A 23,110-nucleotide genomic window follows, 5' to 3' on the forward strand; every position below is an offset into this window, starting at 1 on the left:
ATCATGAGAGATGCTGATAAGTTGATGAATTTCATACATAAGTAAATCCTGCTTGCTATATGGAGATTCACATAATTGAGCAAAACAGGACACTAAACACTGTTAGTGATACGATTAAAATTTCAAGCCTAGATAATCTTGACAAATACTAACTTATATGATTTTAAAATATTTTAAGTGTAGCCTAGATATGAAAATCATTATCTCGAATAATTTCCATAGCTATAATATTATGATCTCGGTCATGAATGTATTTTTTCTTATATTGTGTAATTGATGTACTGATGCTGCCATCATATATAACTTTTTTTATTTGACTTTCATTCATCTGCTTATTATATATTATTGATACTAATTCAGAGATAAAGTTATAGGAAATTCGATTATTAGTTAAAGAATTGAACATATTATCTAAATCTCGAATAAACTTATTTTCTTTCTTATTTTTTTCATTTTCTTTAAGCTCTTTTTGACTTATCATTGGATAAGAAAGATCTTGAATATATTTAGAAAAAATATATTCAAGATCTGAAATATTTTCTATAGATTTATTATTTAAAGTTATATTTTCACAAATTTTCATTTGATCTTCATTTTTTATGAGCCTTGCCCTTAATCCTAAAAATAAATTTGAAGTTAACAATTCAATTTGATTTTTATACCAAATTCTGAAATCATAGGTATCTTCTGTACTATTAATAAAGTTGATGTATTTTTTATATATTTCTTGAATTTTTTTATCTTGATTTTTTTCTTGGTTTTTAATAGTGAATATATAATAGTCTGTGGATTTATCAAATGCCGTAATTATTAATACCAACTCCATTATTCCAAAGTTATTTTCTTTAAAATACTCTAATATCTTATTGTTTTTCAATATATTCTTTAATATTTTCAGGTTTTCATTATTTTCTAACAACTTTATAGAATAGTAAAAATCAAAAGCAAAAAATAATATTTCCTCGTTTTTAAAATAATTATCAAAGAAAAAGTTATCTGCTTGTTTTAATAACTTCAATTCATACTCTTCAGCACTTCCACATTGATCAAAATCAACATCGTCTAATTTAAATAATTCTGCAATTTCTTCACTATTCATAATAAACCTATAATCAATATTAATTTAAGAGATTTTAAAAATATTTAATAATTTAATGAATCAAACAATAAAAAAAGTAGTTACTGATATAAAAAAAGGTATAGCAACACTCACCATAAATTTCATTGCTTTTGCATTGAAGTCGACTAAGTACTTCTGTGAATATTTTTTATATTTCAATGTGAAATACACACTTGATATGAAACAAGCTATTAGTAAGCTTACCATCAGGGCCATGCGGTAATAGTCAATTGATAAAGTAGAACCTAGAGTAAATTTCTGAAATTGGTAATAATTACTACCTATCAGAAATGTAAAACATAGCAATCCCAAACCTATTGAACGGTATTCCGTGGCTTTGTTCTTATCTTGATATAAAAACTTGGTAATGAGCATGCTTGAAGTAAGAAAAAGAGGAATCAAAATAACAGTAAAACTGACGAGTAAATTTCTAAAGAACCAAGATTTAATGTCTGTATCAGTTCTAAATTCATAAATATTCAAAAATGGAAAAAAGACCACTGGAAAGAAGTATATATAGGATATTTTTAATGAATCAATATTTTCAATTTTAATCATGAGTGATCACGGTTTTTATCGTAGAGGCTAAGGAAGAAGTCACATCTTGAAAAAAAGTGAGCTGTGCAACATTTTCTATAATTATTAATTTTAATTGTGCATAAAACAACGTCAATGTGTATATGGAAATAAGGCAACATACTTAATGTAGAGTATGTTGCCAATAAATTTTTATCTAAAATGCTGACTGCTGTTGCTGAGCTTTTTGTTGAAATTGGCGCTTGTTTTCAACTTCAATTTCATTATTCATTTTTGAGTAGTTCGTTTTATCTTTGAACTGTAAAAAAGTTGTAGTATCAGGCCAGCCACGGTATGCCGTTATGCTCATTCCATTTTTGAAATTCCACGTATAACTTGCATCCCCAAGATTTGGGTTGCCTGACCTTTGACTTGGTTGTCCATACTTTGATGAAACTAAATTTGCAACTTCAAGAATTTTTCCTGAGTCCATAAACACTGGAAATTTGTATTCTGCAAATGCAAATTTCCCATTAGATGTATAACCAAAGTTTAATTCTGAAGCGCCTTGTAATACACCATTAGAATTGTATTTATCTATCCAGTAATTGTTATCTTCACGAACTGCTTTTACATCAGTATTTTGTAAAACCGAGCGAATTTGATCGCGTGTTGCCCCTTTTAACTCTATATTAAATAATTGTGGTGCAGCCATTACAGATGAAGAAGCTACTGTTACACACAATATTAAAGCCGTATTAATAATATGATGCATAAAAAAATATCCTAGATTGTATTAATATTCATTTGAAATAAAAGATTGAATTGAGTTTTTAAAATTTAATTTATTTTTCTAGAAAATAATTTCCCATCTTCAACGGTAAGATTAAACTTAGTTAAACGACTAGGGCAACAATGCCCATCATCCTCAAAATAATCATATTGATGAACATTAATATGACCTTTACTATCTTTTTGAATACTGGCTGTTATGGCAAAAAACTTTGAATCTAAATAAGTAATTTTTTGACCCTTCTGTCCAAGAAAAACAGCAATTTCTGTACTCATCGTTGTTGGATGACAATTCGTTTTTTCACAAAAATTAAGTACTGTAATTTTGTCTTTAATTCCATCGTGATTAATATCAGCAGTGATAATTTCTTTAGATTTTAGAGAAAATCTAAAATAGTCTGAATCTGTAGCATATTTTTTGCTGTCTAAATTCAATTTTTTTATAGATGTTTGTACACGGTTGTTGATCTGTTGCTGAAGAGTTGTTGCTTCTGCTCTAGTAGCAAAAAGTATAGAGAAAGCAGTGAGTAGTATTAACTTTTTCACAAATGTATTCCTTAAAAATTAGCCGCTTCTGACTGATTTTTTTTCTGTTGGCTTTCTTGATTTATTTGAGATCTTTGCTGTTCAAATTCTTGAGTAACATATTCAATATTTACTTTAAAGCCCCCCATATGTGGAGCACTAACTTTAATCATTTCATTGTTTGGAGTAAGAAAAACAGTTTCTTGATCCCCTACAAAAGGTGCTTTTTCACGAATAATTTTATAACTATTTTTCTGCACATAACTTACAATTTTTTTGTATGTCTCTTTTGACATATGATTATTTTCACTTACTGTCATCCAAACAGAAACTAACTTTTGATTTTTATCAAAACCAAACTGAGTAAATAGTAGACCATCTATATCAAAACCAGTACCATCATTTTCTAAAACTGGCCCTCCAGCATAAGACTCACCGTTTATTTTATAATTATTTAATCGCTTCTTTACGGAATCAACTGTTGAATCTCTTAACTTAAAGCCTAAAACAGGTGTACCTTTTAAAGTAGGGTCATCTTCTGGCGTTATTTTTTCAGGTGATTTCTGAGCGACAACCTCTTCTTTGCCTTGAATTTTAGTTTTCTCTTGAGAATTATTATCTTTGGAACAGCTAGTTAATAAAAAAAATGAAGTAATGATTAATAATATTGATACTTTTTTAAGCATAATTAAAAAATCTCTTATAAATATTAAAATGTTAGAGCACTAAACTAAAAATCTGCAAAAGATTATTAATTTTAGGAGAAAAAGGCAATGACATATCTACACATAGTTAAGTTTATTCCTATTTATATGTACGAATTAAGGAATCTTCTAAGTAGCGATTTGAGAAGTTATTTTCAAACCAACGCAGTGCATCTTGAGTAAAATAAATATTGGTGTATATACGACTATCCACACCAATCGCTGAAATTGTTTGCCATGAGCGAGTCATAATCGCTATAGGGCTACCATCCTTATCAAACTCTACAAATGCAGGATCAACATCATAACGATTCACAGCACCATTAAACTCTGTAATGGATTGCACTAATCCACGATTTAAATCACTATTAATGTTCTTTTTATACATGCGAACCTGATGGCCTTTAGCTAGAGCTTGTTCAATAAACATTTTTGAAGCTAAATCTTTTTCTGAAATATAAATACCATTGTTAATTTTTTGATTCGCTTCATTGAAATTTGCTTCGTGATTTATATATTTTTCTAAATAAATTGAACCCATTGTCCGTTTTTCTAATTTGAATTTATCATTCATCAGTGATTGATTTAAGATAATCACATTATTATTTGAACGACTTAAAAGAACTAAAAACTTATTTCGTATATCTTTATTTAACATTTCATCCCATACGCGTTGGGTTCCTTTGCTGACCCATCCATCATATGCACTCACTCCTTTTGATATCGCACCTGTCGTACTATCTGCTGCGGTCTGAATTTGTTGACAACCGACTAAATTAATTACAAAAAAACCACCTACTAAAAATAAAAAATTCTTCTTCATCTTACCCTCTGATTCTTAGTGAAAATTCACAACTAATAATTAAGTGGTCAAAATACTAAGGAATCCTTAGTAATTAATCAATTAAAAACTAAGAGAATCTTAGTTTTAATTAATTATCAAATACCTATGGTACGCAATAATTCCAATGTGTTTTCAATGCGTCTAAAAATTGCCCGTAAGGCGAAGAAACTTTCTCAGGAACGTTTAGGAATACTCGCAGGTATTGATGAAGCCTCGGCTAGTGCACGAATGAATCAGTATGAAACTGGAAAATATGCACCTGATCTACTTATGGTGAAAAAAATAGCTGAAGTTTTAGAAGTACCAGTCGCTTATTTTTATACAGAAAATAATTTAATGGCTGAAATTATTATGCAGCTCCAATTCTTGACTGAAGTGCAACATAAAGAAGTATTGGATTACATTCATCAAACAACTCAAAAACATCAATAAAATTGATATATTTTACTGGTATTAATAAGAATATTTGATATTATTTTATAGACCCTGTACTTCAATGTATTCACTGATCAACTGCCAATTTTCCGTTGTTGAAATCTCTCGTGGAAGTTCGACTTCAAAGGATTCATAAAAATATCTACGCATACAATATTCAGTATAAGAATTTGCATAGGTTTCATACCGTACGATGATTGTTAAGTCCATCATCGGCATTTGTGCCTGATCCCATCGTTGTCTTTTCCGACTGAAAAAAAATAGTTTCCCGAAGGTATATAAACGTCCTGCCTGTTGTCGATTACCTCTGAATACAGCATACACTTTGAAATAACGCTGCCATGCAAGAAGGTCATTGAGCGCTTTGGTTTGATCTTTCTGTGAAATCACTCGATTGAGAATTTGAGTTAATTCTCTTTTTTGTTTTTCTATTTCAGTTTTCTTAAATCGCCACGTCCATGAAAAATTCCTATTACTTTTACGATAAAACTTAGTTTGATGTTCAGCATATTTTTTATGACTCAACCGTACTAATTCAGCCTCATATTTTCCAAAATCCAGACTTAAATAGGGTTTATTGAATATGAAATTGAATTGTTCATTGTCTTTATAGTAATGACGGATAAAAGTTAATTCTTGCCCGACTGTGATTTTATCCCAGATGACAGGTTCAAGTTCAGCAATTTTATCTTTTGATGTATGTGCTGAACTGGTTGTTGAAGTCACTTTGCCTATTGTTTCTTTGCTGTGACGATGACTATTAGGGGTTTTAATCAACAAGATAAATAACCACGCATCTTTATAAAGAATGTCTTGAGCAATGAGATCAGCGACAGGTAATCCTTGTTTTAATCGATATGTTCTTTGCCGACTGGTTAAATTTAATGCGTATCGCTCGGTTAATTTATGAATAATTTTTTCAATATCAATTTTACCTAACTCGGCTTGCACTATAAATTTGCAATAAAAATATGATCCTCTTGTGACCTTATCTTGAATTTTTTGTGCAGTGTATTTTGTGTGGGGGCTGTAATCAATCATTCTATGTCATCCAACTATACACTTTTGATGTCAATCAACAATCCATTTAAATCCAAATTTCTTCATTCATTTTTGAATTGTTCATCAACAATAATTTTCTCTACATTTCCCATTTTGCTGAGTGCGTCAGCAATCAGCATTAATCAAATTGCGCTAGCACTGTCACCTCACGTTGTAAGGTGACAATAAAGTAGTTCCTAGTGCGCATTACGGGACTTAATCAGTAAATTTTATACTTGTTTAAATAATATATCAATAATATTGATATATTAAATTTACTTTGTTAATATAAATGAATATCAATCGAATTGTGGATTGACCATCCATTCCAACTTTCTTTTTTTTGAAGTTGTTTGAATGGCTGACCACCATTCAAAAACTTTGATACATATTGCCCTAAGTACACGAACTAACCATTTTTGTATTGCCGATGTAGCGGACTGCTGGGGAAACCTCGCTCGGTACGTTGCAACGGGGGCTAGAGGATTGCAATATCCTCTTTCTATCCGTTCATTCACTTTTAAGAGTTCCGAAAACCTAAAAAGTGGTTGGGCGACAAGGAAACGGGAGCCTATAAACGATTTATCGTGAAATGGTCATTTGGTTAGTAATAGCCAGATTAGGTGTGAAACTATGAAAGTAGCGGATCATTGAAACCCTGTTCAAAGTGATACAGTCAGGAGCAGCATAGGATGTGCGATAGTCTCCGTTAATAGCTGAGTGTGTATGCTTGATCGAAGCAAGGGTCAACGACTTGCGAAAAGTATGCTCATTTCCAATCACGATGGCTGCTGAGAGTGCCGTGAGGTACTAGGACTTCGAGGCTAACGCTGGAGAAGTCGGCACCATTGGGCGCAAGCTGAATGGGTCGCTGGATAGCTTAAACGTGTAACGGCATTAATCGATAGATGCTGATTGGAGTGTAAGAGTTTTACCCTTTATAAAGTTGTGTATACATCATATCCCGATAAAACCAAGGAACTACGGTCGGGGGAAACAGGAAGCATGTATACAGGCGAGAGGATAAACGGTCTGCACATTAAGACATTTTGAAATAACTTGGGAAGCACTGAATAAAAAGGCTTAAATTGGTTAAAAGTCTGCTGTATTTTTTCAGTGTGGGAGCGATGGTGAGTAGCGCATATAAAACGTTTTAACTTGATGTTTGTTTATTCCAGTTAAATTGTGGAAATTGTACTTCTCCAACTGAAAAATTTGATTTTGATTCATTTTTTAATGATGAGTTATTTAGAAGATTTTCAGTAGGATGAGTAAATGAGATAGCTAGCTTAAAGCGAATCCTAAAACATTTCGATTTTTTTTCAGTCGGGATGCTCATTGCGAAAACTTGAGTCGGCACATGCGTGAGCATGTTGGACAATATGTAAAAAAGAAAGGTTAATGGAACACTGGTCATGTTTCTCAGTTTGGGATTGGTCTCTCTGGCTAGGCCAAGATTGATACAGTGTAAGTATTCTGAAGTTTGGTCACTGATGAAAACATACTTATACGGGTTTGCCTGAGACATAATTCAGGATAATGCTACACCAGCATGAAAAAATCGTGGCTTGTCCTTCCAGATTAGACAAGCATAAAGCTATTGCCTAGCAGTAGAAATATGAAATGGAATATGGCCTAAGTCGGCATGAAAAAATTGAACCGCCAGAACAGGCGTAATTATCTGCTCAACAAAGAGCATTAAGAAATGAAATTAGGCTCGATCCCTTAGGGACGAGCCTTGTCTTTTTTATGTACTGCATTATCTAACAAAATTTAATTAAAATATGAGTGATGACGACCGAGTTGATATAGGTTTATTAATACATAGATAATAGGCTGAAAGAATAAAAATGTAGTAGAGATAAAAACATGACTAATTTAAAGACTAAAAAATATAACTATGCTTAATCTATTAAATTACAACTAGTTTTTAAGGGCTAAATAAATATTAATATGTAGCATTTTTAAACTACAACATCTTATTTAACCATTCTTCAAGATGATCTACTTGAACAAATGAAAGATCGACTTGATAAGGTGGGCATCTAAACCACCAATAAGTATTTTTTGAAACATACAAATTAATAATTCTTAAATCCACTAAATTATTGGGTGTAGGCCATTGCATAGAAGATCTTATCTTATTATGTTCTGATAACAAAAACTCATGCCTTCTTTTAACTTTAGATATTTGTGATTTATCACTTTGATCTTTTCCAAAGACCCTCTGTCTTAGGCGACTCATATCTTTTAAGCAATATGCTGGTTGGTTGTATTTACATTCAACCATAATCCAACAATTAGACTCTGGCAAAAAAGCTAATACATCATAATCCCCAATATCGGGATATTTATCTTGCTTAAATTTTTTCTTTAGGTCTATTCCTTGCCCAACATAATGAGTATATCTACTCAAAATATCGAAAGCTTTTTGTTCTAGTTGCTTTTCTAAAACAGTTTTTGAATCATCTACTAACTTATTAACTGTAGGAAAGTTAAAGTCAGCAGGTAAATATCCATCTGTTATATGATTTGTCCAAATACCTAATGAACGATAAGTACAAGCAGGAGACCATATAATTTCATCATTTAAGGATATTAAAGGCTTAATATTCAACCTATTAGTTCTCTTACTATGATCACCAACAGGTACATCAAACTGAACTGTTTCAATACCTTCTAAAATGTTAATTTTACTACTATCTAGGATTAGAAATTTAATAATTTTTTCTAATTCATCTATATTTATCGAAGGATTGCAAATAAATTCAGTAAGAACAGAAATTAATTCATTAAAATTGGATTTATAAAAACCTTGTATTTCAATTCCTTTCACATTTGACCACGTAGATAAACAGTGTAGTACTACGAACAAATTTCTAAAACCAAACTTCAAATCTGAGTAGAAAGCTAAATCAATCAATTTATATTTATCATTAGGAATAATAGATTTCAATTCATCTTCACTATTAATACCAATTCCAAGCTTATAAGAACTTAATTCTTTATTATACTCATCTTTTATTTTTAGACTCTCATCTGACATTATAATTTCAGGAATAAAACTAAAATCAATTTCAATTCCTTCAACTCCTAAATCATAGTGTAATCCATCACTTGAATGATACATGTTAAGTAGCCAATTAATACAACCTAATATCGTCTGATATTCCTCATATTCAATTTTTAATGAACTATTACTACTTAACATTAGAGTGCATTCTATTAAATATCTATAAAGTTGAGATGTCCTTATGAAGTCGGAGTTCATGTTAGCAAGTTTTTCAGACCTATCATAGCTAACTTCATGTTTTAAACTCATTTCTTGTTTAAAGTCATCTAAATAACTAGCTGAATTCAAAATGGAATATTCATACAATGATGTTTCAATTATAGAATCAACACTATATTTTTTTATATAATCATGTATATATTCTCTAAATTCACCTGAAGCATTATTAATGATTTCTTTAGCAGTATTTACATCTTTATATAAGCCAGCCTCTATGCCATTTGATTTAAATATCTTTGCTAATTCCTGTCTACCTTTTTTATAATATATTTCTTTAATTGGATTTACCACTTTATCGATAACATCGAATTTTGGAGAAATATGACCCATTGTCATTCTCAATTGCCATTCGTTCGTCTCTAGTAATGTATAAAACAAAGCATCAATATTTTTAATCTCATTAATTTCATTAAATATTTTTAAAAATTCGATACAAATTTCAGTTTGAAATCCTGCATTTTTACTATTTTTAAAATAAAAAAAACAATAATTCAAATTCAAAAATACATTTATTTTTTTAATTTTATCTCCATTATTAATAATTTCATAATTCGTAATTAATTTATCAAAATCTGATGGTTTAAATTCACCTTCAATATTTAATATATCTATTCCTATTAACAAGTTAATTACAACCCCCTTAGGTAAGTTTACGTTGTATAAATAACTTTTTCGTCTAGAAAATGCATCTGCTGCCGCATGAGAGAATAACTCTAAAACTCTAGGAGTTAATTCGGTTTTATAACTATCAATTATTTTGAAATCAAATAAAAAATGTATACTTACATTATTAACACATGTACTCCAAGACATCATTTCATGATTGTTTGTAACTAAATGATAGTTTTCATCATATGAACTTTCTACATACCATTGATGTTCATCATCAGGAAGCATCAATGGTAAATCTCCATATTTTTCAATTATTTTTTCGTACCTAAAAGATGGTGAAGCATGAGTATCAATCATAATCATTGAAAATACTGTTGCACCATCTTCAAGTAGTCCATGACTATGTTTAAAAGAAGCAAAACCATCTAAATTAAAACCAACAAAAACTGTTTTCTTTTGAATCGTTTTGTAATAATCAACAAATTCGTCTAACTCATCATCCGACTCCATGGAGTCAATAATCGATATAAATTCATTAATCGATGAAAACTCAACATTATTTTCCTTTATTACTGGTACTAAATGATTTCTTGTAGTTAATTCTGGTAGGATTACTAAAATTCTTATTTTATCAAATATCAATCTCCCCCCATCGACATCTCTTGGTTGTAAACCATTTTGTGAATATGCTTTTTGCATCCCCCAATTAGGATCTGACATAATATTTTTAATTTTTTTTATGATTGACGGTAAATTATCTAGATTATTAGAATCTAGTGGGAGAATGAAATAGGTACGATTTCTACTTTGAAACACACCACTAAACATAATATTTAAAATATTTTTTAACGTTCTTATTCTAAAACTACCACATAATAATTTTTTTAAATTTTTCTTTAAAAACACTGATACACTCATGGTTTTATTATTTAAAGAAATATAGTTTTTATCATTATAATACTCAACCAAAACGACTATCTGATTTCTAAGAGAAAATGGATATATCTTATTCTCATATTCAAAATAGCAATATGGATTCACTTCTGCATTCATGTATCGTGAATAAAAATCAAATCCTCCATTGATATTTTCACCATTGATTACATTTAATGATTTGTTATTATTTTCTATATTAATATTATTAAGCCACAATAACATTTTATTTCTAAAGTTTTCATCTGGTACACATAAGTCTTGGTCTCTATCAATCACATCATGATTTTGATCTACAAATAAAATTAAATCATTCTGAAATTTTAGTAAATTTTTAAAATCCTCTACAGCTTGATTATCATTAGCATAAAATAGGGTGAAAGCATCAAAATAACTATACGTATCAGTCAAACAAGATCCATATAGAATTTGATAGACTATTCCATGATATTGATACTTTACAGTTCCCCAATCTGCAATAGGGTAAAAATCTTCAACCATTGGGTTATGTGGAGTCTCACGGTAAATCACTTTTAAAACATTGCTAAAATCTTCATAACTTTGAATTCTCTTTTCGCCAAATTTTTGTAATTTTATTGAAAAATAGATATCAAATAATAAGCTGAACTTCACATAATGATTTATATTTTCTAAATATGTTTCTGCAATAAGTAGTGTTTTGAATAAATCTAATGGATGAAACTTTTCGAAGATATCTACTATTTTTTTTACATAATCTGGAACTTCTTTTTCTTTATAAATTGGTTTCTTGTTTTTAGGTTTTTTTTCTTCCTTTACCCCTCCTAAAGATATCAATTTCTCATTCATTTGTTGAAATGCGTTGAATTTAGATTGAGAAATCTTTTTATTTTTTTTCATGGTTTTTATCCACACTTAAATATTGTATTAAGTATAGGAAAAATAAAAACTTATTGTAAGTATTTTGCCAAAAAATATAAAACATAAACAATATAAATTATTTAGTAAAAAAATCCGTCATTAGAATAAACCTTTTTTAATATTTTCATTCAATCTAGATTAATTTCATTAGTAATCTGTTCAAGATAGTTTGCCCACCACTGCATCACTCTAACTCGTTCATCCAAATGTGTAGCTTTGTCATAAACAGCTTTTACACCACGCTTTTTATGTGCTAAACAAGCTTCTATAACTTGTTCTTTATCACTGAATTGATTGTTTAAAGCTGTGCTGGCAATATGCCTAAAACCATGTGGGCTTTGTCGACCTCGATAGCCTAGATTTTTTAAAGCATTATTTAATGTTGCTTCACTTATTGGCTGTGTAAGACTATCTCTACTTGGAAACAAGTAATCCGATATTGTTCTAATTTCTTTTAACCTAAAGAACAAATAGACTGCCTGTTGAGGTAATGGTACAACTTGAGAAATACCACACTTCATTGTTTCGGCAGGTTTTATCCAAATTCTTTTCTCAAAGTCAAAATCTTGCCATTTTGCATAACGCAATTCTTGTGGTCTAGGGAAAAGAATAACGAGTAACTCCAAAGCAATTGCTGTATGTGGATTTCTATAGCTTCGAATAGATTGAATTAAATTGGGTAATTCTTGAAGACTGACATGCTTCATATTCCCCTTACTACCTTTATCAAGATACTTCAAAATTCCATCCAAAGGGTTTGACTCTATTTGTCCATGGAACTTTGCAAGATCATAAGCATTTCGACAATGTGAGACTAGTTTCTCTACCCGATTGTAAATACTTTCATTTCTGAGCATATCCTGAAAAAAAGATAACCATTGTTGTGGCAATATTTTGGTGAAATCCAAATCACCAAAAACAGAGAGGATTCGTTTTTCAATAGATTGAGTTTCTTTCTTTATCGTTATTTCAGCCCAAGTCGTTTTCTTTGTATCAAGCCAGTCATACATCAAACTTTTTAAATTAAGTTGTTGCTCCTCAACTCTTTGCAGCTCAATTTCTTTTTTTGTTAAAACTTTTTCTTTTTGCTGTAACTTGAGAAAAATAGTTGAAGCTTCAAGTTTAGCTTGTACAAGCGATAACTGAGGATAAGCCCCAATACTATGCCATTTCCATTTCCCTATCTCATCCTTAAAGCGTACTTGCCAAGACTTTTTTCCTTTTGGTGATACACGAAAATAAAGCCCAGCATCACATGAAATACGATACTCCTTATCCTCAGATTCAAGATTATATAAATGCGTGTCTTTTATTTGTTTGATGCCATTTAGGGCAGTTCTTTTCATAGCTAAACGACTTGTATCCGAGTAATGTAGAAAGAGTACGGATACAAGATTGGATACACAATAGGGCCAAATAAAGCTGTGCATAGCCAAACATAGCTGTGCAAAAAGGATAAATAAAAAACCCATGAATCTTTATAATTCATGGGTTTATATATCAAATCATTGCAAAGCTGTGCATATGATTACAAAAAACTGGTGGGCCCAGACAGACTTGAACTGTCGACCAACGGATTATGAGTCCGCTGCTCTAACCAACTGAGCTATAGGCCCTATACGCTGAAACTGTTATATATCAACAAGTTCAGGCGAAAAGAATACTATCGGAGATTATTTCAAAACACAAGCATTTTTCATACTGCTTGCACACTAAGGCAACAATTTAAAATTAATTTATTCAAACTGCCTCATGCCCATCCTGAATTGAAATTCGATTTAAGTCGAATTAAAGCACTTTTTTTATGCTTGCCTTGAAGCTATGCATTACAATTCTTGTGAAAAGAGCTATTCATGTTATAGCTTTAATATATTACTTAAAACATATAAATAAAGGTTTAAATATTTAGAACTAAAATTTATGAACCAATATTCATTTCAGTAAAACTAATACGTCCGTATTTATTTCAATCAAATTGCTCAATTTTCTTTGATTCAGTATGAAATTCAACCAAAGACCACACTATTATCAGCGTAAAAAGGAATGAAGCAAACAGAAATGCAGTCAAATAAGTCATTATTTCCAGTCTCCGCAGATAATTGAATAAAAGAATAGTCTAGGCCGTACAATTTGACCTACGACAAAAGTCTAATAAGATTTTTTACCCATGAATAGCCTTTAAATACTTTTTTTAATATAAATTCTGTCTTATTTAATATATTTTATATATCATTAAATTTTAATTAATCGATAAAACATCTAAGTTAAAAGCCTTTTAAATTTTGCGCATCATTGCAATACATGTGTATTTTATTTGTCAACTAATATGACTTTTCTATTGACTGAATAAGAAAACAAGCAGACATTAGCGCAATTATTTTTGCTGAACTGCTGCCGTTGTATGTTAAAAAAATTTATTGGTGAAACGTCATTTAAATTGGCTGGTTGGACGTATGACGTACAGCCTGATGTATTGGAAAACAAGCAAGTCATCGTCGGCTTTGAGCACACCTCAATGATGGATGCAGTTTTATCGCTTGCCCTTTTTCAAATTTATGACATAAAAATTCATACTTTAATTAAAAGAGAATTATTTAAAGGCCCATTAAAGCCTATTTTGAATGCTATAGGCGGGATTCCAGTAGACCGTAAATCCAATAAAGATATTGTTTCGCAAATGGTTGAACTTTTTGAAAGCAACGAAAAATTCAATTTAGTGATTGCGCCAGAAGCGACTCGTGCAGAACGCGGCGAAGCGCGCAAACCTATACGTACAGGTTTTTGGCATATTGCCAAAGCTGCTGGCGTACCTATTGTTTTAATGTATGCAAATTCAAAAACAAAACAGGGCGGGATTTTCGGCAAGATTTATCCGACCGACCTAGATCAAGATCTTGCATTGATGAAAAAACTGTATAAAGAAAATGTCGGTTTAGATATTGTCATTCCAGAACCTAAAAATCCTGCATGATTGTCTAAAAACTCGGAACTAAGCCCTTTCTCACAAAAAAGGGCTTATGGTAGAATTTGCACAATTTGATAGGCATAAGGCCAATCTACAAGGAGCATATTTCGCATGGCGGGTCATTCCAAGTGGGCTAATACTAAGCATCGTAAAGCAAAACAAGATGCGAGCCGCGCTAAAGTATTCACAAAATTCATTCGTGAAATCGTTACAGCTGCCCGTTTAGGCGGCGGTGATGTTGCGTCTAACCCACGTCTACGTGCTGTCGTTGAGAAAGCATTAGTCGCGAATATGACACGTGACACCATCAATCGTGCAGTTCAGCGCGGTGTGGGCGGTGAAGATAATGCTGACCTCAAAGAAGTAACCTACGAAGGTTATGGCGTTGGCGGTGTTGCAGTTATCATTGAAACAATGACTGACAACTTGAACCGTACAGTTCCTGATGTTCGCCACTGCTTTTCTAAAACTGACGGTAATCTAGGCACAGCTGGTTCAGTTGCCTATATGTTTACTAAACGCGGTGAAATTACTTTTGAAGATGTTTCTTTAGAAGATAAAATCATGGATATCGCTTTAGAAGCTGGCGCTGAAGACATTGAAGTCGATGAAGAAGAAATTCTTGTTATCACTACACCTGAAACTTTTGGTTTGGTGCAAGATGCTTTGACTGCTGCTGGTTTAAAATCTGATAACGCAGAAGTAGTCATGAACCCTTCAACAAAAGCGCTTATTTCAGATGTTGATCAAGCGAAAAAAATCATAAAAATGATTGATATGTTTGAAGATCTAGACGATGTTCAAAACGTTTATACCAACGTTGAATTCACAGAAGAAGTTTTAGCTCAGCTTGACGAATAAAAGTTCTTAAATAAAAAAACGCGCTATTAAGCGCGTTTTTTTATTCCAGCAATTCACATGGCCATTTATTCAAGCAATTGCCTATCTTCTAAATCTTGTCTTCTGCTCTAGCGCTTTAAAATTTTTAATAGCATTTAAGTAGCGCTGATTAAGCTTTGCTCAGCAAGCCTGTGCAATTGAAAACTTTATATTCTTTAATCACGAAGCTTGAATGCAGTGCAACGACATGATCAATCTTTCCAATTTGCTTAAGCAAAACATCACTATAGTTTTCCATATCTTTTGCAACGACTTCGACAATAAAATCGGCAGACTGCCCTGTCACTAAAAAAGCATTAATAACTTCGGGAATGCTTTCCAGCTCTTCTAAAAATTTAGCAAAGGTATCTGTGTCATGTTTACTGAGTGAAACTTGAAGCAGCACATGCAGGCTAAAACCCAATTTCTGGTAATTCAATTCACGTTTTAAACTAGAAATAGCTCCAACATCAATTAAATGTTTAATACGGCGGTGTACCGAACTCACAGACAAATTAATGCGTTCTGATAATTCATTCAGATTTAAATCTTCTTGGGTCAGTATTTCCAAGATTTGCTTATCAAAACGATCTAATTCCATTTTATCCCTCAAATGACGCCACACCCGCCTTTATTTATGCCGTGTATGCGCACAATACAGATGATCGGCCATTTTGAATTTTTCAAATGAAGATGACCGATCCAAATTTTTTCTTAAAAAATATCTACAAGATTGCAAATTATTTTCATGTTCCATTTATATATAAAAAAATTATGCATGTTTTGCAAATATTTACGAATATTTTTCTAAAGCATCGCACTATTTTCTTATGCTGATGTGTAACGACTCCTCGAATTTTTTTTTGACATACAAGCAACCCCTTTTAACAAGTTCAGCTCTGAGCATTTCAGATCAGCGTACATTTTTCAGCCTTTTATCTGCAAAGCAAATAATCCGATGAATAATTATTATTTAAAAAACATAATCTTGAAAAACACCTTTTAAATAAAAAGTGACGCTTATCACATTTAATACAACTGAACGCTTTAGCCAATATTTTACATCTGTATAAAAATACTTTAAAAAAGTTCAGTTTTATAAAAATCATAAATCTAAAACAATAAGGAATACATAAATGGCGATTAAATCCATTAGCTCGCTTACAGCAAAACTCAATGCAGTCCTTAACCCTGCGCTCCAGCTTGCAATACCAGTAGTCCCTCTCAATCTAAGCAGTGCAATTTCAAGCCTGATTAGCAGTGTGACTCTTCCCAAAAACAGCACGATTAATTTAAGCGGGCTCAGCACTTCCCTGCCTAAAATTATGGATATGCTCAGCAGTTTAAGCGCTCAGTCTAATGCTGGCGGTACTGCAACAGCTCTTAATAGCATAATGCAAACACTGCAGCCTTTGCTTCAGTCGTTGAATAGCAGCACCAGCTCTGCACAAAAAGCAGACTTGCTGCAATCACTGCCAACTGTTGTAAACAGCATGCAAACACTCGTCAGCAGCTTTACTGCACAAAAAGATATACCAATTAATATATCTTCTGCATTAACAGCGATTAAGCCACTATTAAGCATATTGAGCAGTGCAGACAGCAATTCAGATGTCACTAAGCTTATTTCAACTTTAAATCAGGTGCTGGAAATTGCCCAGCCAATGATTCAAAACATCAGTTCAGGCCATGCAGATTTAGGCACGCTTGCACAAAGTGCAGCTCAAGCGCTCATGCCGCTGTTAACTTCAATTAATACCGGCAATTCTAATATTGATATGGCTAAACTACAGCTGGCGCTTCCAGCTGTTGTTGGCAGCATCACTACCTTAGTCACCGCACTTACTCAGGCCAACCAAGGCAATATCCCAGAAACAATTTCAGCGGTCATTAAAGGTATTAATCCGCTGCTAAAAGTGCTGGAAAACAGCGGCAGTTTAGACAGCTCTCAGGCCGATACTGTCCACAAAGTCTATGATGTTTTAAATAGCGTGAAGACTATTTTGGACTTTGTAAATGAACCATCATTGCTCACGCTCTCCAGCGATTTAAACCACGTGATTGATTCACTTAAACCTGTGATTGCCATGATGGATCAAAAAGGTGATTTAAGCGCGCTGCTCGATCATATTGAAATTCCAGATCTAAGCGGATTGCTGGCAGATGCACATAAGCCTGAACTCATTTCAGACAGTATTCAAAATGCACTGCAAAGTATTTCAAACCCAAGCACGCAAGAACTGCCAAACATCAGTGAGCTTTTGCAAAACTTAAATATCAATACTGGCGCAATCAGTTTGAGCCAAATCAATCATCAAGCTGTTGCAGATACATCTACAGCAGTATCCACAACCTCAGGCACTGATACAGCTACAGGCGCATCCACAACACAAAATATAAACACCCTGCCTGCAGCTGCAATGCATTTGGATCTAGACCAATCTTTACTCTATGTCTAAGTTTTAGCATGACCTAATTATAAAAAAACGCACTAAAGTGCGTTTTTTTATTCAGTCTTTAAACACCGCGCCAATCTACGCGCGAATTACGCTCAGTTTGATAAATGCGCAGTACATACTGCCCCAAAGGCAGATCCATTAAATAGGACTTATAAGCTTTAAAGTCCTCAGATAAATGATCCGAATGTTCTTTTTCCCACGGTGTACCCGTAATTTCAAGAATCGGCGCAAGCATAGAGCACACAGCAATATCGGCCAAGCCTAAACGGTCACCCACTAAATAGCGGCAGCCCTGCTCAATAAGCCGTTTATTGAGGTCTTCGATAATGGCCTGCATTTCCGCTTTAGATTGTTCTACTTTTTCAGTATCCAGCTGATAGCCTTTAGACACCAATGCACGAATAAGCGGTTTGGAATATTTTTCAAATTGGCGTAAATAGCCTTTCTCGCCAATTAAAATATCCAGTGACTCTTCACTTTCTTTCAATACATGCGACAGCGCCCAACGACGCACATGTCGGCCTAACTCAACTGATTGCGCATTGATTTCCAATGCTTGCTCGCGTAAATCATGATCGGCGCGTAACAGCGCGTGTTCTGGATATTGTTCATCTAGATAGAGCGCAATTTGAGTCGAATCCGCAACCCATTGTTCACCGTCACGTAAAATTGGCAACTTATTCTGCCCTGTTTTAAGCTGCGCAAAAGCCCTATGTACGCCAGGAATCAAATTATGAGCGGTATATTCCAGTTCTTTGTGGTCTAACAGCCAGCGCGCCTTCTCACAAAAATGTGACAATGGAAACTGGTATAAGGTACGCATAAATGCTCCGAGTTTATTTTTGTACTCTACTCAGCGCAGCCAAGTATTTTAGTTGGATACTTTAGACACACCTTTTTAGAAAAACAATGAACTTTTTACCTAAAATTCAATATTCATCGACATTTTTGACAAGCGTTTTATATCTATTTAGCGCTTGAATATCATATTTAGAGATATATGCGGCAGTAAATTTTAATATAATTTTATGAATACCTTTGTTTTTCATTAATTTAACTTATTAGAAAAAAATCAATATTAAGCAATTATTCTCTAAAAGATTTTTTTTGATATTTAAATCTCAATCCAGCATTTAATTATTTTGGCTTTGCACGTTAGCGTTTTGACATCAAGTACAGGTGTCACTATGTCTCGTCTATCCTCTGAAAACATTCATATTATTGAAAATGATCAAGATGCTATTACTGCCGCTTACCATGTGGCGGACTTTGCGCTGGAAGGCCGCAATGAGCGTGATCAAAACCGGCAGCTTCCTTTTGCTGAAATTGATTTATTCAGCCAAAAAGGTTTAGGCGGCATGCGCATTCCAAAACAATACGGCGGCGCATTTATTTCCAATCAAACGCTTGCGCGAGTTTTCCGCATTTTAAATCAGGCAGATTCGAGTTTTGGGCAAATACCGCAAAATCAGATTGCGCTGCTGAATATGATTAACATCATGGGGTCCGAGGCGCAAAAAAACTTTATTTTTAACGAAATATTAAAAGGTAAACGCCTTGCCAATGGTGGCCCTGAACGCAATACCAAAGATACCAAAACCTTAAACACCACCCTTCAAATCATAGATGGCCAGTATTTTATCGATGGGGAAAAATTTTACTCGACTGGCAGCAGTTTCGCGCATTGGCTTGCTATTAAAGCCATTCACCCAGAAGGCCATGTTGTACTCACTATCATTGACAGCCAATCTGCAGGTGTAGAAGTGATTGATAACTGGGATGGCTTTGGGCAGCGTACCACCTCCAGCGGCACAGTCAAACTGAATCACGTTCAGGTTGATCCTTTCCTGATTTTTGATGAGCGTAAATTAGCCGAGCAGCCAAGCTACCGCGGCGCTTATTCACAGCTGTTGCAAGTCGCTATTGATGTGGGCATTGCCGAAGCGGCTTTTGCAGATACAGTCTCTGCAGTTAAAAAAGCCCGCCCGATCGCCGATGCACACGTCGAAAAAGCCAGTGAAGAACACTACACCCTGCAGGAAGTCGGAAAATCTGCCGTACTGCTGGATGCCGCTATTTTACTGCTGGATGATGCAGCTGAATATCTAGATGAACTCGATCAGCTAGATGCTGTTACAGAAGAACAAGCAGCCAAAGCATCTATTTTAGTCGCAGAAGCGAAAATCTATGCCAATGATGCCGCGCTGCAGATTTCAGAAAAACTCTTAGAACTTGGCGGCAGCCGTTCGAGCCTCTGCATCCATAACTTTGACCAGCACTGGCGCAATGCACGTGTGCATACCTTGCATGATCCTGTGCGCTGGAAACTTCATGCGCTAGGCGACTATTACCTAAATCATAAACTGCCTGCACGTCACGCTTGGATTTAAGGAGAACACCATGACCTCATTTCAAAATATTGTGCCTTTTCAATCCAGTTCTACGGCAGGCAGCGCTCAGGCGCATATTATTCAGTCTGATGCTGAAGCACTAGAAATCGCGCAGCATCTGGCAGAACAATTCAAACAAACTGCGGTAACACGCGATGCTCAGCGTATTTTGCCGTTTGAGGAAATTGAAGCCTATAGCCAGTCAGGCTTATGGGCCATTACCCTGCCAAAAGCATATGGCGGTGCAGAAGTTTCCAGCTATACCGTCGCACAAGTCATTGCTTTAATCAGCGGTGCTGATGGCTCTATTGGACAAATTCCGCAGAATCATTTTTATGCCTTGGAGGTGCTTCGCAATACCGCTACTGAGCAGCAGAAACAAAAACTGTATGCAGAAGTCCTGCAAGGCGCCCGTTTTGGCAATGCCTTAGCCGAGTTTAAAACCAAAAGTGCATCTCAAAAGCAAACATCAATTACAAAAACAGCCGATGGGTTTGTCGTGAATGGTGAAAAATTCTACTGCACAGGCAGCCTGTTTGCGCACCGCATTCCAACATTGGTCAAAGACGCTGAAGGGCGTGAGTTTCTCGCATTTATTTCCCGCGACAGCCAAGGTTTAGAACTGATAGATGACTGGTCTGGCTTTGGACAGCGCACCACAGGCAGCGGTACGGTCAAATTCAATCATGTTGCTGTAGCTGCAGAAGATGTCATTCCATTTGATACAGCATTTTCTGAACCAACTCTGGTCGGCCCTTTTGCTCAAATTATGCATGCAGCGATTGAAACGGGTATTGCTCGAGCAGCTTTTGAAGAAACCCTTGTACGGGTCCGTCAAGCGCGTCCTTGGATTGATTCTGGCGTAGATCATGCCACAGATGATCCGCTCACCAAATTTGAATTAGGCCGCATCATTGCCGATGTGCGTGCCAGTGAGGTTTTACTGAAACAAGCAGGCCTCTCGATTGACGATGCCCGCCCGAATCCTACTGCAGAGAATATTGCCAAAGCCTCTTTAGATGTAGCCAAAGTCCGCGCGCATAGCACTGAAACTGCATTAAAAGCATCTTCCAAACTCATTGAATTGGCAGGCAGCCGCGGCAGCCAGCGCGCAGACGGTTTAGACCGCTACTGGCGCAATGCCCGCGTACATACTCTGCATGATGCATCACGCTGGAAATACTATTTCATTGCCAATTATCTTTTGAACGGTGTATTGCCGCCGCGCAGAGGGACATTGTAATGACAAACTTAAACAATACGACGCTGCATCAACCCAAGCAAATTATTTTAAATGCCTTTGATATGAACTGCGCAGGCCATATCAATCATGGGCTATGGACGCATCCACGTGATGAATCACACCGTTTTAATGAGCTGAGCTATTGGACAGACCTAGCCAAAACCTTAGAACAAGGACTTTTTGATGGATTATTTATAGCCGATATTACGGGTGTATATGATGTCTATCAGGGCAATATCGACCTGACTTTAAAAGAGTCGATTCAGTTGCCAAGCCATGACCCCAGCACACTGGTCTCTGCGATGGCGGCCGTCACCCAAAATCTTGGATTTGGTGTCACGGTAAATTTAAGCTATGAATCGCCCTATCAATTTGCACGGCGCTTTGCCAGCTTGGATCACCTGACTCAAGGCCGCATCGGCTGGAATATCGTGACTGGATATTTAGATAGCGCAGAGCGCTTAATTGGGCAAAAAGGCTTAAAAGATCATGATCTTCGCTATGAGCAGGCAGTGGAGTTTTTAGAACTTTGCTATAAATTTTGGGAAGGCTCTTGGGAAGATGATGCTGTACTTAAAGACAAAGCGCAGCGTATTTTTTCTGATCCAGCCAAAGTGCATGCCATTGAGCATCAAGGGCATTTTTACCAAAGTCAGGGGGTGTTTCAGGTTTCACCATCCATCCAGCGCACACCCGTTCTATATCAGGCAGGCGCCTCGCCTCGCGGTTTAGACTTTGCCACACAGCATGCTGAAGGCATGTTTATTGGCGCGGATAAGCCAGAAAAAACCAAACAGCAAGTGGATAAAATCCGTGCCCACGCCAAAGCGCATGGCCGCGATCCATCATCTATCAAGCTGTTTGCAGGTATCAGCGTTGTAACGGCAGAAACAGATGAACTTGCACAGGAAAAATTAGCGGAATATATCCGCTACGCCAGCCCTGAAGCGGGTCTTGCGCACTTTTCCAGCTCTGTGGGCATTGACCTAAGCAAGTATGCGGATGATGAAGCCATTCCCTATCAAAAGACCAACAGTATTGCTTCGGTTAACAGCAAGTTTAAAGAACAGAAAATCACGCCAAATGACCTAAAAGCGCAGCTCAAACTGGGCGGACGGTACCCGCTCTTTGTTGGCAGCGGCGCAACTGTTGCTGAGCAGCTTATACAGCTGCTGGATGAAACGGGTTTGGATGGCTTTAATCTCACTCGCACGGTCGCACCCGAGTCACATCAGGACTTTATCCGCTGGGTGATCCCTGAACTGCAGCAGCGCGGGCGCTATAAAACGGAGTACTCGCAAGGCAGTCTGCGCAACAAGCTCTTTCAGCAAGGCGATCGATTAACTGCACCACATCCGGCAGATCAATTCCGCTTCAGAAACTGCAAACAAAAAAACAAGCAGGCTCAATCTGCTTAATACAGCAAATTTACTCAATACATTAAAAACAGAACTTTATAT

The 23,110-nt window shown here is 34.9% G+C and carries 17 protein-coding genes and 1 tRNA gene; 7 read left to right on the top strand and 11 right to left on the bottom strand.

The features are described 5' to 3' along the window. Nucleotides 1-184: 184 nt before the first annotated feature. From B9T34_RS00170 to B9T34_RS00195, 5 genes are all read right to left on the bottom strand, one after another. On the bottom strand, nt 185-1,099 hold the full coding sequence (locus tag B9T34_RS00170) for a hypothetical protein (RefSeq protein WP_086211155.1): 915 nt from the start codon (nt 1,097-1,099) through the stop codon (nt 185-187). Between the two features lie 754 nt (nt 1,100-1,853). Continuing rightward, nucleotides 1,854-2,411, bottom strand: a complete 558-nt coding sequence (locus tag B9T34_RS00180; RefSeq protein WP_086211157.1) for a hypothetical protein — start codon at nt 2,409-2,411, stop codon at nt 1,854-1,856. Between the two features lie 65 nt (nt 2,412-2,476). Beyond that, nucleotides 2,477-2,974, bottom strand: a complete 498-nt coding sequence (locus B9T34_RS00185; RefSeq protein ID WP_086211158.1) for a hypothetical protein — start codon at nt 2,972-2,974, stop codon at nt 2,477-2,479. Between the two features lie 11 nt (nt 2,975-2,985). Further along, a complete protein-coding gene (locus B9T34_RS00190) occupies nt 2,986-3,639 on the bottom strand; it encodes a hypothetical protein (protein ID WP_086211159.1) in 654 nt (217 codons plus the stop codon). Nucleotides 3,640-3,757: 118 nt separating this feature from the next. Continuing rightward, nucleotides 3,758-4,480 (bottom strand): hypothetical protein, encoded by a 723-nt coding sequence (locus tag B9T34_RS00195; protein ID WP_086211160.1) that lies wholly within the window; start codon nt 4,478-4,480, stop codon nt 3,758-3,760. A 126-nt stretch (nt 4,481-4,606) separates the two neighbouring features. Between B9T34_RS00195 and B9T34_RS00200 the strand changes: the two genes are divergently transcribed. Beyond that, complete coding sequence (locus tag B9T34_RS00200; protein WP_086211161.1) at nt 4,607-4,933, top strand: helix-turn-helix domain-containing protein; 327 nt, start codon at nt 4,607-4,609, stop codon at nt 4,931-4,933. Nucleotides 4,934-4,978: 45 nt separating this feature from the next. Here B9T34_RS00200 and B9T34_RS00205 read toward each other — a convergent pair whose 3' ends face one another. The 4 genes from B9T34_RS00205 to B9T34_RS00220 form a co-directional block, all read right to left on the bottom strand. Continuing rightward, nucleotides 4,979-5,977, bottom strand: coding sequence for a hypothetical protein (locus B9T34_RS00205; protein WP_086211162.1), 999 nt, complete (start codon nt 5,975-5,977; stop codon nt 4,979-4,981). 1,969 nt (nt 5,978-7,946) lie between these two features. Then, entirely contained in the window at nt 7,947-11,693 is a 3,747-nt protein-coding gene (locus B9T34_RS00210) for a hypothetical protein (RefSeq protein ID WP_086211163.1), read from the bottom strand. Nucleotides 11,694-11,842: 149 nt separating this feature from the next. Continuing rightward, complete coding sequence (locus B9T34_RS00215) at nt 11,843-13,060, bottom strand: tyrosine-type recombinase/integrase (protein ID WP_086211628.1); 1,218 nt, start codon at nt 13,058-13,060, stop codon at nt 11,843-11,845. Nucleotides 13,061-13,253: 193 nt separating this feature from the next. Then, a tRNA-Ile gene (locus B9T34_RS00220) sits at nt 13,254-13,330 on the bottom strand. A 785-nt stretch (nt 13,331-14,115) separates the two neighbouring features. On the opposite strand from B9T34_RS00220, the gene B9T34_RS00225 reads away from it, so the two are divergent. Both B9T34_RS00225 and B9T34_RS00230 read left to right on the top strand, forming a co-directional pair. Then, nucleotides 14,116-14,685: a 1-acyl-sn-glycerol-3-phosphate acyltransferase gene (locus B9T34_RS00225; protein ID WP_086211164.1), complete on the top strand. Its 570-nt coding sequence runs from the start codon at nt 14,116-14,118 to the stop codon at nt 14,683-14,685. Nucleotides 14,686-14,790: 105 nt separating this feature from the next. Continuing rightward, the gene (locus B9T34_RS00230) at nt 14,791-15,540 is read left to right on the top strand and encodes a YebC/PmpR family DNA-binding transcriptional regulator (RefSeq protein WP_086211165.1); all 750 of its coding nucleotides are present in this window, start codon (nt 14,791-14,793) and stop codon (nt 15,538-15,540) included. Between the two features lie 148 nt (nt 15,541-15,688). Here the strand turns inward: B9T34_RS00230 and B9T34_RS00235 are convergent, their stop codons facing one another. Next, nucleotides 15,689-16,159, bottom strand: a complete 471-nt coding sequence (locus B9T34_RS00235) for an Lrp/AsnC family transcriptional regulator (RefSeq protein ID WP_086211166.1) — start codon at nt 16,157-16,159, stop codon at nt 15,689-15,691. Between the two features lie 535 nt (nt 16,160-16,694). Here B9T34_RS00235 and B9T34_RS00240 point away from each other — a divergent pair. Continuing rightward, a complete protein-coding gene (locus B9T34_RS00240) occupies nt 16,695-18,017 on the top strand; it encodes a hypothetical protein (RefSeq protein ID WP_086211167.1) in 1,323 nt (440 codons plus the stop codon). Between the two features lie 58 nt (nt 18,018-18,075). On the opposite strand, the gene B9T34_RS00245 is transcribed toward B9T34_RS00240, so the two are convergent. Beyond that, on the bottom strand, nt 18,076-18,840 hold the full coding sequence (locus B9T34_RS00245) for a glutathione S-transferase family protein (RefSeq protein WP_086211168.1): 765 nt from the start codon (nt 18,838-18,840) through the stop codon (nt 18,076-18,078). A 364-nt stretch (nt 18,841-19,204) separates the two neighbouring features. Between B9T34_RS00245 and B9T34_RS00250 the strand changes: the two genes are divergently transcribed. Genes B9T34_RS00250 through B9T34_RS00260 form a run of 3 tightly spaced genes read left to right on the top strand, consistent with a single transcriptional unit; the run spans nt 19,205 to nt 23,068 of the window. Next, a complete protein-coding gene (locus tag B9T34_RS00250; protein WP_086211169.1) occupies nt 19,205-20,407 on the top strand; it encodes an SfnB family sulfur acquisition oxidoreductase in 1,203 nt (400 codons plus the stop codon). 10 nt (nt 20,408-20,417) lie between these two features. After that, entirely contained in the window at nt 20,418-21,650 is a 1,233-nt protein-coding gene (locus tag B9T34_RS00255; protein ID WP_086211170.1) for an SfnB family sulfur acquisition oxidoreductase, read from the top strand. Further along, nucleotides 21,650-23,068 (top strand): LLM class flavin-dependent oxidoreductase, encoded by a 1,419-nt coding sequence (locus B9T34_RS00260; protein ID WP_086211171.1) that lies wholly within the window; start codon nt 21,650-21,652, stop codon nt 23,066-23,068. Before B9T34_RS00255 ends, B9T34_RS00260 begins: the two co-directional genes overlap by 1 nt. The last annotated feature ends 42 nt before the right edge of the window (nt 23,069-23,110 follow it).

Source organism: Acinetobacter sp. ANC 3813, from assembly GCF_002135435.1.
GTDB lineage: Bacteria > Pseudomonadota > Gammaproteobacteria > Pseudomonadales > Moraxellaceae > Acinetobacter.